The sequence below is a fragment of the Acinetobacter sp. CWB-G5 genome, from assembly GCF_019209785.1.
Classification (GTDB): domain Bacteria; phylum Pseudomonadota; class Gammaproteobacteria; order Pseudomonadales; family Moraxellaceae; genus Acinetobacter; species Acinetobacter johnsonii.
This window is the reverse complement of record NZ_JAHUTF010000001.1, coordinates 730,680-746,169: the sequence shown is the minus strand read 5'-3', so window position 1 is coordinate 746,169 and position 15,490 is coordinate 730,680. Positions and strand designations below refer to the sequence as shown.

Here is a 15,490-nt window from a genome sequence, read left to right as displayed (position 1 = left end):
TTTACGACCGAACTTCATGTGAGCACCTCAACCAAAGGAATAACATCATGAGTAATGTCCAAACACCAGCCACCTATTTTAGTGCGCCTTTGCAGGATCAGACCGTGCAAGAAATAGACGTTGATATTTCAGCTCAGCCTTATTTTTACAACAATGACGGAACGCCTGAGTATTTAGCCGATGTGCCAGATGGTATTGAACTGATCCAAGCATCCTCAACTAACGCCCATATGAGTATGGGACATGTCTATGATGTACCCAAAGAAATTGCGACGATCCAAACCCATTGGGGAGAGCAGACTCAGTTAGCATTCGCGGGAAACTCTTTTGAGTTTATGCCACTCAAAGCCACGCCAGAAACAGCTGCCGCCTTTGGTATGACTTTAGTGAAAGCTGGTCAGGCGATAGAGGTGCAGGCTACGCAGAAAAAGTTGTCTCAAATTAAATATCAATATGGCATGTTGGCCGGTCATTTTTTCCCTTATGATCCAATTCAAATCAATCTAGCCGCGAAAACCTTATATCCCTTTGTCGTCACAGACTTAGAGCATCATGACTTTCCGCATGTGTTTGCTTCGACCGATCTCAATCATTTGCCGCTGGTGATTTCAGCAGGACGTTATTTTCCCAAAGACCGAAAAATTTACTTGGCTGACTTGTGGGTGGAACATGGTGATGCACTTTATATTCCTGAAATGCCGAAGCAAGTTGCTCCTGAATTTATCGATTTACACAATAACCGTAATGCTGCTTTAGCCTGTTGGAAGGGCGAAAGTAGTCAGTCTACAATTCAGATGCATACTTTGCTTGATCCCAAAGGTTATTTTTATTGGTTTTGGAATGGCTGTCCGACCATACACCCACAGCTCACTGCATTTGAAACCGCTGAGTTGGATAGAGAAATCGCTTGAATTGGGCGATTTAATTTTCTCCAACTAGACGGTAATTTTACAGTTCCATAACAGGCTGATATACGGGCTTTGTGATACAAAGAATGCAATTGTTGTTTGGAGTTGAGTTTATGTCACAGCCTGTTTTAAGAGTTTTACGTGGTCGGTCTTCTGCTATTTTTCGTCATGCTGTTTTGGCAGCAGCCTTGTGTGGTTCAGTCCAAGTTGCAACGGCCAGTACCACAGTCGACCAACTGAGTAATTGTTTGGTGAAGTCAACGACAGCAACAGATAAAACAACTGTGTTGCAGTGGACGTTTGCGGCACTGGCTGCACATCCTGATCTGAAGGTGTATAGCAATGTCACCGATGCACAGCGGACACAGCTAGATAAAAACCTCGCACAGGTTTTACAACGCATTTTAGTGGAGCAATGTTCAGCGCAGACCAAAGCCGTGATTCAAGCCGAAGGCTTACAAGCGGTTGGAGACAGTTTTCAGGAACTTGGACAGATTACAGGTGAGGAAATTTTAAAGAACCCTGAAGTGAAAGGGCAGTTGCAAGGTGTCTTGCGCTATGTGGATTTAAATAAATTGGTCACGACTTTTTTAACCCCAGAAATTTGGAATAAGTTGGGTGTGACGAGATAGTTCGGTCTTTGAAAAATATGAATAGTGAGAGCGATTTATAAACTGAATCGAAAGCATTAATGTTATAAAAAAGCTCCTTGAATCGAAGGAGCTTTTTTATTTTTGAATCTAAAGGCTGATAGGCCATCTCATAAAAGATTCATTTGAGGAACAACACAATTAAATCGTCACAGTCGCCCCTAAAGCTTGAATAAACTGTGCCATCCAAGCAGGGTGGGCAGGCCAAGCAGGCGCTGTGATCAAGTGCCCGTCTGTTACAGCTTCAGTCACTTCAATGTCCGCATAAGTCCCACCAGCAAGTTTCACCTCGGCTGCGCATGCAGGGTAAGCTGAACAAGTACGACCTTTGAGTACATCGGCGGCTGCAAGAATTTGTGCACCATGACAAACTGCTGCAATAGGTTTTTTCGCAGTATCAAACTCACGTACGATTTCAAGGATACGTTCATTCATACGTAAGTATTCGGGCGCACGACCACCGGGAATGACTAAGCCGACATAGTCCGCAGTGTGTACCGCTTCAAAGTTGTAGTTGATGGCAAAGTTATGACCGCGTTTTTCACTGTAGGTTTGCTCGCCTTCAAAGTCATGAATGGCTGTAGCGATGCTTTCACCTTCATTTTTATCGGGGCAGACTGCATGTACGGTATAACCGAGAGCTGTTAAAAACTGAAAAGGCACCATGGTTTCATAGTCTTCAGCATAGTCACCCACGAGCATTAAAATTTGTTTTGACATCTTTAAACCCTCTTTATTGTTTGTGCATATTTATGTTCAATTTTGATCTAAATTAGCACAGTTACGATGTCATTTTTAAGTTATTCAGAGCTCTTTAGTCGCATAACTGAATTCATTTTTTATAAAAAAGCCCCAAGTAATTGAGGCGTTTTAACTGTATAGAAAAGCATGATAAATCAATCAGTTTATATATTCATTGATATGAAACTTATTATGCTGAGGTGTTAATAGTCTAATGTGCAGGCTTTGCCGTTATATTCATAACGGTTGACATCATATTTTTGACCATTCCAGCGGTAAACAGCAAAACAAAATCCAGGGCCACCATTTTCAATATCCGGCCAGCCGTCTTTTCCTTTAGTTTTTAGAAAAGTAGGAATGCCCATGTTTTCAAAAATGAGTTTCCAATTTCCAGTTTTTTGCTGAGCAACGATATAGTAGCCGACACCTGTTCTACCATAGCACATGGTGCTGGAATCAGAGATAACAGTGTCTTTTAGTCCATCACCATTGAGGTCTTTGTATGTGGTGATTTCACCTGTGTCGCAGTTGCCTTCCCAGCCATGTTTGGTTTTTGTGAAGCCTGCGGCTTTAAATATTTGGCTGGCTTCTTTGGTAGGAACAGTGGGTTTGGTTTCTGCAAATGTGGTGGTGCTGAGAAAGGCAAGGGTGGAAAGTGTGAGGATGGCTGTTTTCATTTTTGTCCTTTGATTTTTTGCAAGTGGTTAATGTTTTTAAAGTAGTAGATAGTGTTTAGTTTAGTAATTTTGGGGAATTAAAAACTACGTCATGTAAAAATCCTCTCCCTAACTCTCTCCTTTAAAAAGGAGAGGGAACAGCGCGTATCAAACTAATCACGTGGCAAAGTCTCCCTTTTTTAAAGGTGAGAAGTGAAGCTTCGCAAGGAGAGGGATTCAGAAATCAAGCATGAAAAAGGACTTTGGAAGTTGAATGCGTCCTAAGATTTCGAGTTTTGCTATGTCGGATACTTTTTTGATGGTCATTTATTTGATTTCTTCGATTAGTTTTTTCAAGCAAGTTAAATGCTCAGCACATTTATCGTTAAGTGGGTTTTGCGGTGCAGTATCATCTAAGTAAAATGAGCTACCCGAATCGAAATCTAAGACTATATTATGTGGATCTATTGATTCTTGTTTTTCTCTAAATCTCAAAATAACATTATTAGCAGGAGGTGGGATATAGCCAAGCACAGAGGGTTTAACAGGACGAAAATGTGTTGATACAGTTCTCAAGCCGCCATTAGGACCAGAGCTATAAAAGAAAGAATTCTCATATACAAATTTTTTTACGGTTTCTTTATATGACTTATTTTGTTTTAAAAATTCACATGCACTATAACAAGCATTCAAAAACCCACTTAATAAGTATGTGTATTCTGTCTGATAATCAAAATCATCGGTTAAAGGTTTTTTTTTTAAGTTCTAATTGATCCATTAATTTAAGATAAAATGTTGCTTCAGCAACTTTTTCTAAAGCATTATGTTTTTCTTGCATGTTCAACCTATTCAATAAGATGCAGATTTATAACCAATATCTGGATTAGATATTCGAGTACTTAATCCTGATTTAATCAGAGCTTCAAGCTCATCTTTTGTATCAACTTAAACGTAATCTATTTCGAATATAGAGGTGCTAGTGATATTTTGTTCATTTGCATGTTGGTAAGGAAATAAATCATTTTCTTTTAACTTTCCTCTTGAAATTTTGGCTACTAACTTTCTCATAAATAAATTTTAAAAAAACCCCGCATTGTGCGAGGTTTTTATAGCATGAAATCAGTAAATTAGTTAAGAAATCAACCAATCAATTTCTTCATCAATTCATTTACTTGTGCAGGGTTGGCTTTACCTTTTGCAGCTTTCATCACTTGACCGACAAGACCGTTAAAGGCTTTCTCTTTACCAGATTTATACTCTTCAACCATCTTCTCGTTAGCAGCAAGAACTTCCTTAATAATCGCTTCAATTGCGCCAGTATCGGTTTCTTGCTTCAAGCCTTTCTCAGCAATAATGGCATCGGCAGTTTTGCCTTCTTCCCACATAAAGCCAAATACTTGCTTCGCAATCTTACCGTTAATGGTGTTGTCCACAATACGTGCAATCATGCCACCCAACTGTTCAGCCGAAACAGGAGAATCTGCCAATTCTAAGCTTGCTTTGTTTAAAGCGCCTGAGAATTCACCCATGACCCAGTTTGCAGCCACTTTACCTTGAGCAGCACCGCCAGCAGCTTTAACGACGTCTTCATAAAACTCAGACATTTCACGCGTCAGTGTTAAAACGTGAGCATCGTACTCAGTCACACCAAAGTCAGCTACAAAGCGCGCACGACGTGCAGCAGGCAACTCTGGAAGCGCAGCACGAGCCGCTTCAATTTGCGCGTCTGCAATCACAACAGGCAACAAGTCAGGGTCAGGGAAGTAGCGGTAATCGTTCGCTTCTTCTTTCGAACGCATTGAACGTGTTTCCATCTTCACAGGGTCGAATAAACGTGTTTCTTGGTCAATCGTGCCATCCCATTCCAAAATTTCCATTTGGCGTTCAATTTCGACATTGATTGCTTGTTCAATGAAACGGAATGAGTTGAGGTTTTTCAACTCGCAACGTGTACCGAACGGTTGACCCGGACGACGTAACGACACGTTACAGTCAGCACGGAACGAACCTTCTGCCATGTTACCGTCAGAAATACCTAACCAACGCACTAAAGTGTGAATCGACTTGATATAAGCCACCGCTTCTTCAACTGAACGCATATCAGGTTCAGACACGATTTCAAGTAAAGGTGTACCTGCACGGTTTAAGTCGATGCCTGACATACCTTCAAACTGGTCATGGATCGATTTACCTGCATCTTCCTCAAGGTGGGCTCGCGTTACGCCAATGCGCTTCACCGTACCATCTTCAAGTTGAATGTCGATATGACCCAAGCCCACAATCGGGTTGTCCATCTGGCTAATTTGGTAGCCTTTCGGAGAGTCAGGGTAGAAGTAGTTTTTACGTGCAAAAACAGACGCTTGGTCGATGTAAGCATCAATACCCAAACCAAAGCGAATGGCTAAATCGACCACTTCTTTGTTCAATACAGGCAGTACACCTGGCATTGCCAAGTCAACGAGGCTGGCTTGTGTATTTGGGTCTTGACCAAATTCAGTTGATGAACCTGAGAAGATTTTAGATTGGGTCGCAAGCTGAGTGTGAATCTCAATCCCGATCACGACTTCCCAACCATCAATCAATAATGATTTAGGTTTAGCAGAATTTTTAGCCATTATGCATTCTCCTCAGCAATTGCCGCACGTTTCGTATGCCAATCCGTCGCTTGTTGGTATTGATGTACCACAGACAACAGTTGAGATTCTGACCAATAGTTACCAATCAGCTGTAAGCCCACAGGTAAGTTATCTTTGTCAAAACCAACAGGTGCGTTAATCGCAGGAAGACCTGCAAGGTTAACCGCGATGGTGTAAATGTCGCCCAAGTACATTTCAACTGGAGACAAGTTTGCGCCAATTTTATAAGCTGTGGTTGGCGCAGCAGGTGCAGCAATCACATCAACCGATTCAAACGCTTTTAAGAAATCTTGTTGAATCAGACGACGGACTTTTTGTGCTTTCACGTAGTAAGCATCGTAGTAACCCGCAGACAACGCATATGTACCAATCAAGATACGACGTTGCACTTCCGCACCAAAACCTTCAGAACGTGAACGTTTGTATAAGTCCATCAGGTCAACAGGGTTCTCTGCGCGGTAGCCATAGCGTACGCCATCGTAACGAGACAAATTCGATGATGCTTCAGCAGGTGCAATCAAGTAATAGGTTGGAACATAAGCTTCAGTCATGTTGAGGTCAATCTCAACCAAAGTCGCACCCATCTCTTCCAATTTTTTCAATGATTCTTCAACACGAGCTTTCACGTCTGCGTCTAAACCAGCGACATTGAAGTATTGCTTTGGAATACCAATGCGTAGACCTTTAACAGATGTGCCGTTTAGATTCGCCACATAGTCATCAACGTCTTTTTCAACAGATGTTGAGTCTTTTGCATCATGACCTGCCATCACATTCATGAGGTAGGCACAGTCTTCAGCCGAACGTGCCATTGGCCCGCCCTGATCCAGTGATGATGCATATGCAATCATCCCGAAGCGCGATACACGGCCATAACTTGGTTTAAGACCCGTTAAGCCACAGAACGATGCAGGTTGGCGAATTGAACCACCCGTGTCCGTACCTGTTGCAAATGGAGCAAGGTCTGCTGCAACCGCGGCCGCAGAACCGCCTGAAGAACCACCTGGCACATGACCTAAGTTCCAAGGGTTTGCTGTAGCGCCGTAGAATGAGTTCTCAGAGGTTGAACCCATTGCAAATTCGTCCATGTTCACTTTACCCAAAGTGACCAGACCAGCGGCTTTGCCTTTCGCTACAACGGTGGCGTCGTAAGGAGAGATAAAGTTATCCAACATTTTTGAGCCCGCAGTGGTTTTAATGCCTTGGGTACAAAAAATGTCTTTGTGTGCAATTGGCACGCCTGTCAATGCGGTTGCTGTGCCAGCTTTAATTGCAGCATCGGCAGCATCGGCTTGTGCAAGCGCTTGTTCTGCCGTCACGGTTACATAAGATTTAACTTGTGTATCCAGTTTTGCAATGCGCTTTAAATAATGTTCGGTCAGTTCGCGAGATGAAAATTTAGCCCCAGCTAAACCCTCAGAGAGTTCACGAATCGATAAGCGATGTAAATCTGTCATGAGAAATGTCTTTACGTTAATTTTTACAAAATAATGGTTTAACTGAATAGAAATTATTCAATCACACGAGGAACAAGGTACAAACCGTCTTGCACTTGCGGTGCAATGGCTTGATATTCATCACGATGATTGGTTTCTGAAACCACATCTTCACGTAAGGGTTGTGGGTGATCAAATGGGCTTTTAAGCGGCTCAACACCATTGGTGTCGATGCCTTTTAAGGTTTCCATCATGCCTAAAATTTTATTTAGACTTTGAGCATATTCAGCAGATTGCGTATCATCTAGCGACAATCGAGCAAGATTGGCGATTGCTGAAACTGTTTGTGCATTTAAATCTGCAGAATGCTGTGCATCCGATGTAGACATAACATCACCTGAGTCAGTATTAAAAAATTTCAAAATATCGTGCGTTATAATAAGCGATTGACTTGTTCAAATCATCACATTTAGTTAAAGTTGCCACCTTGCGTCCACATAAAGTTTAATCGAGAACGTCTCCGTGATTCTAAAAAGACTAATTGGCTTGTTTTCGCCCGATCTAGCCATTGATTTAGGTACAGCAAATACACTTATTTATGCACCAGGACGAGGCATTATATTAAATGAACCGACAGTTGTGGCAATTCGTCACAGTGGTTCACAAAAAATCGTTGCCGCGGTAGGTCTTGATGCAAAGCAAATGCTGGGCCGTACACCTGCAAATATCTCTGCCATTCGTCCAATGAAGGATGGTGTGATTGCCGATTTTGAAGTGACTGAAACCATGCTGAACCAATTTATTGGTAAAGTACATGAAAAACGTCTGTTCCCACCTGCACCTCGTGTTGTGGTGTGTGTGCCTTGCAAATCAACTTTGGTTGAGCGTCGTGCTATTCGTGAAGCTGTATTTAATGCAGGCGCGCGTGATGTTCGTTTGATTGAAGAACCAATGGCTGCTGCAATTGGTGCGGGTATGCCAGTTGAACAAGCATGCGGATCAATGGTGGTCGATGTTGGTGGTGGTACAACTGAAATTGCGATTATTTCGCTTCAAGGTTGTGTCTATGCTGACTCACTACGTATTGGTGGTGATGTATTTGATGAACAAATCATTAACTACGTACGTAAAGCACATGGTTGCGTGATTGGTGAAACCACCGCTGAAATTATCAAGAAAGAAGTGGGTATGGCTTTACCAGAACCTGATTCTAAAACACTTGAAATTGAAGTTCGCGGCCGTAACCTTGCTGAAGGTGTGCCACGTGCGATCACTGTGACTTCGGACGAAATTACTCAAGCGATTTCTGATCCATTACAAAGTATTGTTTCAGCTGTGAAATCTGCACTTGAGCAAACGCCTCCTGAGCTGTCTTCAGACATCGCTGAGCGCGGTATAGTGTTGACAGGTGGTGGTGCATTACTACGTAACCTCGATAAACTTCTTGCGCAAGAAACAGGCTTACCTGTGGTGGTTGCAGAAGATCCTCTAACTTGTGTCACTCGTGGTGGTGGTAAAGTTTTAGAATTCTTCGATAATCCAAATCACGACATGTTATTTGTAGGCTAATAAAGGAATCGGCGGGTGCAAACAAATCTGTTTTCCAGACAACCGCCATCTTTTCGCTCATTTATCATTGCAGTGATCACATGCTTGGTCGTGCTGTTTTTTAACTGGCGCATGCCGCATGTGATTCAACCTGCAAGAGATGTCTTGTACGCCGCTTATAATCCAATTTATGCCGTAGCAAGTTATCCCGTGTTATCGCGAGAGTGGCTGAATCAACAAACCAAGTCTGAAGCTCAATTGCGCCGTGAAAATACCGCGATGCAAGCCGAGTTATTGCAGGCGCAGGTGCGTTTACAAAAATTATCTGAATTATCTGCGGAAAATACGCGTTTACGCGGTCTGTTAGATACCCCGTTGATCATTGATGGTCGTATGGAGATTGCAGAAGTCATTGGGACAGATGCCGATCCATTGCGCCATATTATTGTGGTAAACCGTGGTGCCAACAGTCAGTTAAAAGTCGGGCAAACTGTGCTCGATGACAAAGGTATTATGGGACAGATTATTAATGTCTATCCGCATAGTAGTCGTGTCATGTTGCTTTCAGATAAAGAACATTCTCTTTCGGTTCGCTTAGAGCGATCTGGAATGCGTGCCATTGTTTCAGGGACTGGAGATTTGGGTCATTTGAAAATGGAATACGTGCCGACCAGTGCCGAAATCAAAGTGGGTGAAAAAGTGTATAGCTCTGGTTTAGGTGAGCATTTTCCAGCAGGTTATCTGGTGGGCACCATTTCAAAAATCAGTCGTCATAATTCAGGCGAGTTTGCTCAAATTGATGTTGTTCCTGCTGCACAGTTAGCGGGTGGGCATCATGTCGTTGTGTTATTTTCCGATTCTTTAGCGATGGAGCAACCACATGCCGATCGCTAAACTTCGTGCTGCCAAACAGCGTGACCCCTTATTTCCGATCATTTTTTCGGTGATCATTGCTTCAGTGTTGATGGTTTATCCCTTGTCTTATGCGCTCTCTGGTTGGCGTCCACTGTTTATGATGATGGTGATGCTGTTTTGGGTGCTATGCCAGCCGACATGGAGCGGGATTTGGTTTGCCTTTGCAGTCGGGATTTTCACCGATTTACTGCTCGATGCACCTTTGGGTTTAAACGCACTCAGTTTTGTTCTGATTACTTTTGTGTCCCGTTTTTTAACGCGTGAACGTCGGATTATGACCTTTGCCAATATTTGGGTCATCGCTACCTTGGCTGTGGTCGCGCATCTGTTTATTACCTGGATCGCGCAAATTATGATTGGGGCACAGTTTTCCCTTGCACGTCATTGGCAACCGCTGTTGAGTAGTGTGCTGACTTTCCCGATTGTCTACTTCATCTTGAAAAAATGGCGCGTTTAATTTTAGCGTCCAGTTCGGCCCGTCGCCGCGAGCTGCTGGAGCAGCTTGGTCTAGTCTTTGATATCTATAGCCCAGATATTGATGAATCTGTACAAGTAGGCGAGCCAGTAGCTCATTATGTGGAGCGACTGGCATGTACCAAAGCTGAGGCAGTACAGCTTCAATATCCTGATGCAATTGTGATAGCTGCCGATACCAGTTTAGGGGTCGATCAAGAGATTTTAGGCAAACCTGAGTCTAAGCAGCATGCATTTGAAATGTGGGAAAAAATTTCTGGGCGCAAGCATGATGTATATACTGCGGTTTGTGTTCGTACAAATACGCAAATTTCAAGTATAGTAGTTCGTACTGAAGTCGAATTTCAGCATTTGAGTCCGAATGATATGGAAGCATATTGGGCTACATCTGAACCCATTGGCAAGGCGGGAGCCTATGCCATACAAGGCATTGCAGCACGTTATATTCCACGTATAGAGGGAAGCTATAGCAATGTCGTGGGGCTGCCGTTACATGAAACGGTACAGTTATTACAGGCAGTTAAGGCACTAAATTAACTGTCTCAAAAGATTTTTTATAATGTTTTGAGTTTGTTATGTCTGACGAGTTATTAATTAACGTCACGCCTATGGAATGTCGCGTCGCGTTAATTGAAAACGGCACGGTCAATGAATTATTTATTGAGCGTACGGTGAAACGTGGTTTAGTGGGCAATATTTATAAAGGTAAAGTGGTTCGTGTTCTTCCGGGAATGCAGGCTGCTTTTGTCGATATCGGGCTGTCACGAACTGCTTTTTTACATATTAATGATATGGTTTGGTCACGTAATCAACCCACCCCGAATGTTTTTGAGCTCTTACAGCCGGGACAAATTCTTACCGTTCAAGTCATGAAAGATATGCTGGGCACCAAAGGGGCTCGGCTTTCAACTGATCTTTCCATTCCTTCGCGCTATTTAGTGATGATGCCTTATGGCAATCATACCGGTGTTTCTCAACGCATTGAGTCTGAAGCTGAACGTGATCGTTTACGTTCGATGATTGAGCGTATTCAAGCAGAACATAAACTTCCGGGTTCAGTGATTGTTCGTACAGCCGCTGATGGGATTGCGGAAGCTGCCATTGCGCAAGACATGGCTTATTTGGCAAAACTTTGGGAATTTATTCAGCGCAAGCAGATCAGTATTGCAGTGCCGTCGTTAATTTTTGAAGAACTGCCTTTACCCCAACGCATTATTCGCGATCTTGCGAGTGAAAAGACCGCTAAAATTTCAGTCGACTCGCGTGAAATACATGGCAAGCTCCAAGAGTTCGTAGAAGAATTTGTCCCTAATATCAAAGAACGTCTCATTCACTATCCGGGTGAGCGCCCAATTTTTGACTTGTATAATGTCGAAGAAGACATTCAAAGAGCTCTACAGACGCGTGTTGCGTTGAAGTCTGGCGGTTATTTGATGATAGACCAGACTGAAGCTATGACGACTATCGATGTCAATACAGGGTCATATGTGGGTGGCCGCTCTTTAGAAGATACTGTGTTTAAAACCAATATGGAAGCGACACAGGTCATTGCGCGCCAGCTGAGACTACGCAATTTAGGCGGTATTATTATTATCGACTTTATTGACATGCAAGAGCAGGAGCATCGAACTGAGGTCATGACTCAGTTTGAACGGATGCTTGAGCAAGACCATGCGAAAACCAAAATTACGCAGGTTTCTGAGCTTGGTTTGGTCGAAATGACACGTAAACGTACGCGTGAATCATTAGAGCACTTATTATGTGAATCTTGCCCGACCTGTCAGGGACGAGGTTATGTGAAAACAGCTGAGTCTGTATGTTACGAAATCTTTCGAGAAATCATGAGATATACACGTGCGTATCAATCTCAGACTGGCTTTACTGTCGTTGCGCATCCATCGGTGATTGACCGCTTATTAACCGCAGAAGCGCCAGCAGTCGCGGATTTAGAGCATTTCATTGGTCGTGTGATTAAATTTCAGGTGGAAAATTTATATACGCAAGAGCAATACGATATCATTCTGAGCTGAAATTGTAACAATATATGGTTAAATAGTTGTTACAACTGAAATTTTACTTTCGATCTGAGATTTTTAATACTAGAAACACGGAAATAGCCAAAGCTTATTCTCCCAAATAGGTTTAGCAAATGAGGTGTGATATGGGTGTTAGAGAAGCAATTATTCAACCTAGTTTGAAACATTTATTAGATGCGAAAGTAACGCATAATGCGTATATTGTGGATGATCAGGGTAAAGAAGTACAAATTACAACTGCCATGATTCGTACTGCGTGTCATCAATTATTAAAACAATGTCGTAGCATTAAAAACTAAGGGGCTTATCGAAGCCCCTTAGTTTTATTGATTATTCTTGTATTTCTGATTCGTTTTGCGGCATCAACTGACCGCTTGCAACTTTGGGCCTTCGACCCCCACAATCGCTTCAAAGCGTTGAATCTCTTCTTCTAAGTGCGTGAGTAGATTCTGCATCTTCGGCAGTGCATTTCGGCAAGCAGTCAAACCAACTTCAAGTTTATCTAAATAACTGGTCATAGTGATGTTGAGTGCCTGACCATCCAAAATGATTGAGGCAGGGTATAGCGCATCGAGTCGTGCCCCGTTCCAATACAATGGTTCACGTGGGCCAGGAACATTTGAAATCACTAGATTAAACGCTTGGCGCTTAGGCAGTAAGCCAGAGGCAATGTTGAGTCCGGCAGCACTATAAACAAACGCACTATAGTTTAGAATTTGGTTTGAGTTCATGCGTTTGAACTTCTCTTTGGCATTTTGCACACTGCGACGAACAATTGCGAGGCGCTCTAGTGGATCTTCTTTATGCGTGCCTAAATTTGCCAAAATCATGGTGATACGATTCGACATAGACGAATCATCATCGCGAACTGATGCAGGCACCATGGCTATTAAAGGCTTTTTAGGAAGTGCGTCTTGGGACAATAAATATTCACGCAAGGCACCTGAACAAATCGCCAGTACGATATCATTAATCGTGACACCCAAACTTTTAGAAATATGACGTAAACGGTCAAACTCAAAAGACTGTGCTGCAAAACGGCGGGAGGAGCTAACCCGCTGGTTAAGAATAGAGCTGGGTGCTTGGAAGCTTGAAACATAATCAGGATTACGTCCCATATCTTTCATGACTGTTTGTGACAACTCATACATGACACGTGGTGTTGACTCAAGCTGGCCCATTACGCCATTCATTATTTTCTTAAAGCGACTAACATTTGGTTCTTTTAAACGCTTCGCACGAGGGCCTTCAACACACCATGGTGGCACAATACTCTTTGCGTTTGGATCTTGTGATAATGATTTTTCCACCAAACGCATACCCGCGATACCATCCACCATCGCATGGTGGATTTTGAAGTACATGGCAAAACGATTCCCTTCAATCCCTTCAATAATATGACAGGTCCATAACGGTTTAGCGCGGTCAATTAAACTACTGTGTTCCTGTGAAATGTAGGTGAGCAGTTCAAGAATACGCCCCGGTTGTGGGAGTGCGATATGACGAAAATGGTGATCAAGATCAAACTCTTCATCTTCATCCCAAAATAAACCGTTGAGTTTGTTGTTAAATGGAGGAATAGGAATAGATTTGGAGTTACGAATATCTGCAACTAAATTTTGAATGAAGCTGGCAGGTGCATTTTCAGGGATTTGGAATAAGAATAATCCACCGACATGCATGGGTTGCTGGCGTTTTTCAAGCGATAAAAAAATAAAGTCAATCGGATGTAATGGACGCATAGTCTGGATTGCCTCACTGCAATATCTGACCGCTCCTATGTGAGCAATCTTGTTAGAATTATAGAACTTAAAGCTAGTATATCGATTTTTTTTAACAATGGGAGCGCTTTGTGTGTATCCATTGGTTGCGAAAAACCACTGCGAAGCAGTGGTTTTAGTCTTTACTTTTTCAAATTACCTGCATGCAGGCCACATTCTTTGTGTGTCGCTTCCTCCCACCACCAACGTCCTTCACGTTCATGTTGATTTGGTAACACTGGACGTGTACATGGTTCACAGCCAATAGAAATAAAACCGCGTTCATGTAATGGGTTATAAGGTACTTCCATCATGCGGATGTAGCTCCACACATCGGCACTGGACCAGTTGGCAAGAGGATTGTATTTAATCAACTGTTTGCCTTCGCCCGAAAACCCCACATCTGCCTGAACAACTGGAATCTCAGTTCGTGTGCCTGGACTTTGGTCTTTACGTTGACCCGTAATCCAACCATCTAAAGTCGCTAATTTTTTACGTAAAGGCTGAACTTTACGGATACCACAACACTCTTTATGATCATCTTGATAAAAGCTGAATAAACCTTTTTCATTGACCAGTTGTTGAACTGCATCTGCTTCTGGGAAGCAAATTTCGATATTAATGTTGTAGTGTTTACGTACAGTCTCGATAAATTGATACGTTTCGGCATGTAAACGTCCCGTGTCTAAGCTAAAGACACGAAAGGGTTTACCTAAGTTAGCAGCCATATCAATAAGTACGACATCTTCTGCACCTGAAAACGAGATGGCAATTTCACCCGTTTGATTCAGTGCGAGTGCTAAAATTTCACTTGGCGATTTATCGGCATATTCAGATGCGAGAGCATCAACAAGATCAATAGTTGGAATGGTTGTCATGAGTATCCTGGCAATAGGCTTGGAATCTAACAAGACCTATATTACGTTATTTGCTGCATATTTTAATAGAGTTGAAATAAGCCACTTATCACTAAAAAATAAATGCTTATGAAAAAAATAGATTTAAAAAACAGCAATGCATCAGACAAATATTAAGCTATGATAGTTCAAAATTTTTCCACGTAAATAAAAGGGAGTATTCATGGAAGTTGTTTGCCTTGATCTAGAAGGGGTGTTAGTTCCAGAGATTTGGATTAACTTTGCTAAAAAAACAGGCATTAAAGCGCTTGAAGCAACCACACGTGATATTCCTGATTATGATGTGCTCATGACACAGCGTTTGAACATATTAAAAGAACATGGTTTAGGTTTAAATGATATTCAAGAAGTCATTGCTGAAATGGGCCCATTTCCAGGGGCAAAAGAATTTGTTGAATGGTTACGTACACATTTTCAGCTGATTATTTTGTCAGATACTTTCTATGAGTTTGCACATCCATTAATGAAACAACTGGGCTGGCCAACGATTTTTTGCCATAAGTTAGAAACTGATGAAAAGGGTATGATTACAGCCTATAAGCTGCGCCAACCTGACCAAAAACGTGAAGCAGTTAAAGGATTGCATGGACTAAATTACCGTGTTATTGCCGCAGGTGATTCTTATAACGACACTACTATGCTGGGTGAAGCGGATAAAGGCTTTTTGTTTGATGCACCAGAAAATGTGATTAAAGAATTCCCACAATTCCCTGCAATTCATGGTTATGAAGCTTTAAAAGAGGCAATTCGTAATGCCTCAGTTCGTGATATTCCAGCTTAAAAAACAGCTATATCTACGAAAACAAAAAGGTG

17 protein-coding genes are annotated in these 15,490 nt (G+C 42.3%); 9 read left to right on the top strand and 8 right to left on the bottom strand.

Features of this window, described 5'->3' with window-relative positions; all coding sequences use genetic code 11:
* Nucleotides 1-47: 47 nt before the first annotated feature.
* Complete coding sequence (locus KVY11_RS03630; RefSeq protein ID WP_218288125.1) at nt 48-911, top strand: hypothetical protein; 864 nt, start codon at nt 48-50, stop codon at nt 909-911.
* Between the two features lie 110 nt (nt 912-1,021).
* On the top strand, nt 1,022-1,540 hold the full coding sequence (locus KVY11_RS03625; protein ID WP_218288124.1) for a hypothetical protein: 519 nt from the start codon (nt 1,022-1,024) through the stop codon (nt 1,538-1,540).
* 159 nt (nt 1,541-1,699) lie between these two features.
* Here KVY11_RS03625 and KVY11_RS03620 read toward each other — a convergent pair whose 3' ends face one another.
* From KVY11_RS03620 to gatC, 6 genes are all read right to left on the bottom strand, one after another.
* Nucleotides 1,700-2,278 (bottom strand): DJ-1/PfpI family protein, encoded by a 579-nt coding sequence (locus KVY11_RS03620; protein ID WP_218288123.1) that lies wholly within the window; start codon nt 2,276-2,278, stop codon nt 1,700-1,702.
* Nucleotides 2,279-2,502: 224 nt separating this feature from the next.
* The gene (locus KVY11_RS03615) at nt 2,503-2,976 is read right to left on the bottom strand and encodes a hypothetical protein (RefSeq protein ID WP_218288122.1); all 474 of its coding nucleotides are present in this window, start codon (nt 2,974-2,976) and stop codon (nt 2,503-2,505) included.
* Nucleotides 2,977-3,282: 306 nt separating this feature from the next.
* On the bottom strand, nt 3,283-3,648 hold the full coding sequence (locus KVY11_RS03610; protein ID WP_218288121.1) for a hypothetical protein: 366 nt from the start codon (nt 3,646-3,648) through the stop codon (nt 3,283-3,285).
* 446 nt (nt 3,649-4,094) lie between these two features.
* On the bottom strand, nt 4,095-5,570 hold the full coding sequence (gene gatB, locus KVY11_RS03605; RefSeq protein ID WP_218288120.1) for an Asp-tRNA(Asn)/Glu-tRNA(Gln) amidotransferase subunit GatB: 1,476 nt from the start codon (nt 5,568-5,570) through the stop codon (nt 4,095-4,097).
* Nucleotides 5,570-7,048 (bottom strand): Asp-tRNA(Asn)/Glu-tRNA(Gln) amidotransferase subunit GatA, encoded by a 1,479-nt coding sequence (gatA, locus tag KVY11_RS03600; protein ID WP_218288119.1) that lies wholly within the window; start codon nt 7,046-7,048, stop codon nt 5,570-5,572. Before gatA ends, gatB begins: the two co-directional genes overlap by 1 nt.
* Nucleotides 7,049-7,101: 53 nt before the next feature.
* Entirely contained in the window at nt 7,102-7,416 is a 315-nt protein-coding gene (gene gatC, locus KVY11_RS03595) for an Asp-tRNA(Asn)/Glu-tRNA(Gln) amidotransferase subunit GatC (protein ID WP_062034404.1), read from the bottom strand.
* Between the two features lie 133 nt (nt 7,417-7,549).
* Here gatC and KVY11_RS03590 point away from each other — a divergent pair, with 133 nt between their 5' ends.
* From KVY11_RS03590 to KVY11_RS03565, 6 genes are all read left to right on the top strand, one after another.
* The gene (locus KVY11_RS03590) at nt 7,550-8,596 is read left to right on the top strand and encodes a rod shape-determining protein (RefSeq protein ID WP_087527717.1); all 1,047 of its coding nucleotides are present in this window, start codon (nt 7,550-7,552) and stop codon (nt 8,594-8,596) included.
* A 15-nt stretch (nt 8,597-8,611) separates the two neighbouring features.
* Entirely contained in the window at nt 8,612-9,469 is an 858-nt protein-coding gene (mreC, locus tag KVY11_RS03585; RefSeq protein WP_004694667.1) for a rod shape-determining protein MreC, read from the top strand.
* On the top strand, nt 9,456-9,947 hold the full coding sequence (gene mreD, locus KVY11_RS03580; RefSeq protein WP_126035663.1) for a rod shape-determining protein MreD: 492 nt from the start codon (nt 9,456-9,458) through the stop codon (nt 9,945-9,947). Before mreC ends, mreD begins: the two co-directional genes overlap by 14 nt.
* Complete coding sequence (locus KVY11_RS03575) at nt 9,935-10,501, top strand: Maf family nucleotide pyrophosphatase (protein WP_126035664.1); 567 nt, start codon at nt 9,935-9,937, stop codon at nt 10,499-10,501. The genes mreD and KVY11_RS03575 overlap by 13 nt, the downstream gene beginning before the upstream one ends.
* A gap of 38 nt (nt 10,502-10,539) precedes the next feature.
* Entirely contained in the window at nt 10,540-11,994 is a 1,455-nt protein-coding gene (rng, locus tag KVY11_RS03570; protein WP_004981336.1) for a ribonuclease G, read from the top strand.
* 131 nt (nt 11,995-12,125) lie between these two features.
* Nucleotides 12,126-12,299: a PA1571 family protein gene (locus KVY11_RS03565; RefSeq protein ID WP_162841312.1), complete on the top strand. Its 174-nt coding sequence runs from the start codon at nt 12,126-12,128 to the stop codon at nt 12,297-12,299.
* Nucleotides 12,300-12,362: 63 nt separating this feature from the next.
* Here the strand turns inward: KVY11_RS03565 and KVY11_RS03560 are convergent, their stop codons facing one another.
* Both KVY11_RS03560 and KVY11_RS03555 read right to left on the bottom strand, forming a co-directional pair.
* Nucleotides 12,363-13,742: a wax ester/triacylglycerol synthase family O-acyltransferase gene (locus KVY11_RS03560; RefSeq protein ID WP_178896256.1), complete on the bottom strand. Its 1,380-nt coding sequence runs from the start codon at nt 13,740-13,742 to the stop codon at nt 12,363-12,365.
* A gap of 161 nt (nt 13,743-13,903) precedes the next feature.
* Nucleotides 13,904-14,638 (bottom strand): phosphoadenylyl-sulfate reductase, encoded by a 735-nt coding sequence (locus KVY11_RS03555; protein ID WP_218288118.1) that lies wholly within the window; start codon nt 14,636-14,638, stop codon nt 13,904-13,906.
* Between the two features lie 202 nt (nt 14,639-14,840).
* Here KVY11_RS03555 and thrH point away from each other — a divergent pair, with 202 nt between their 5' ends.
* Nucleotides 14,841-15,458, top strand: coding sequence for a bifunctional phosphoserine phosphatase/homoserine phosphotransferase ThrH (thrH, locus tag KVY11_RS03550; RefSeq protein ID WP_078426022.1), 618 nt, complete (start codon nt 14,841-14,843; stop codon nt 15,456-15,458).
* Nucleotides 15,459-15,490: the final 32 nt, after the last annotated feature.

Bases quoted from the DNA above. Each gene is read 5' to 3' on its own strand.
- KVY11_RS03630 (WP_218288125.1), top strand. From the start codon at position 48: ATGAGTAATGTCCAAACACCAGCCACCTATTTTAGTGCGCCTTTGCAG.
- KVY11_RS03625 (WP_218288124.1), top strand. From the start codon at position 1,022: ATGTCACAGCCTGTTTTAAGAGTTTTACGTGGTCGGTCTTCTGCTATT.
- KVY11_RS03620 (WP_218288123.1), bottom strand. From the start codon at position 2,278: ATGTCAAAACAAATTTTAATGCTCGTGGGTGACTATGCTGAAGACTAT.
- KVY11_RS03615 (WP_218288122.1), bottom strand. From the start codon at position 2,976: ATGAAAACAGCCATCCTCACACTTTCCACCCTTGCCTTTCTCAGCACC.
- gatB (WP_218288120.1), bottom strand. From the start codon at position 5,570: ATGGCTAAAAATTCTGCTAAACCTAAATCATTATTGATTGATGGTTGG.
- gatA (WP_218288119.1), bottom strand. From the start codon at position 7,048: ATGACAGATTTACATCGCTTATCGATTCGTGAACTCTCTGAGGGTTTA.
- gatC (WP_062034404.1), bottom strand. From the start codon at position 7,416: ATGTCTACATCGGATGCACAGCATTCTGCAGATTTAAATGCACAAACA.
- mreD (WP_126035663.1), top strand. From the start codon at position 9,456: ATGCCGATCGCTAAACTTCGTGCTGCCAAACAGCGTGACCCCTTATTT.
- KVY11_RS03575 (WP_126035664.1), top strand. From the start codon at position 9,935: ATGGCGCGTTTAATTTTAGCGTCCAGTTCGGCCCGTCGCCGCGAGCTG.
- rng (WP_004981336.1), top strand. From the start codon at position 10,540: ATGTCTGACGAGTTATTAATTAACGTCACGCCTATGGAATGTCGCGTC.
- KVY11_RS03565 (WP_162841312.1), top strand. From the start codon at position 12,126: ATGGGTGTTAGAGAAGCAATTATTCAACCTAGTTTGAAACATTTATTA.
- KVY11_RS03560 (WP_178896256.1), bottom strand. From the start codon at position 13,742: ATGCGTCCATTACATCCGATTGACTTTATTTTTTTATCGCTTGAAAAA.
- KVY11_RS03555 (WP_218288118.1), bottom strand. From the start codon at position 14,638: ATGACAACCATTCCAACTATTGATCTTGTTGATGCTCTCGCATCTGAA.
- thrH (WP_078426022.1), top strand. From the start codon at position 14,841: ATGGAAGTTGTTTGCCTTGATCTAGAAGGGGTGTTAGTTCCAGAGATT.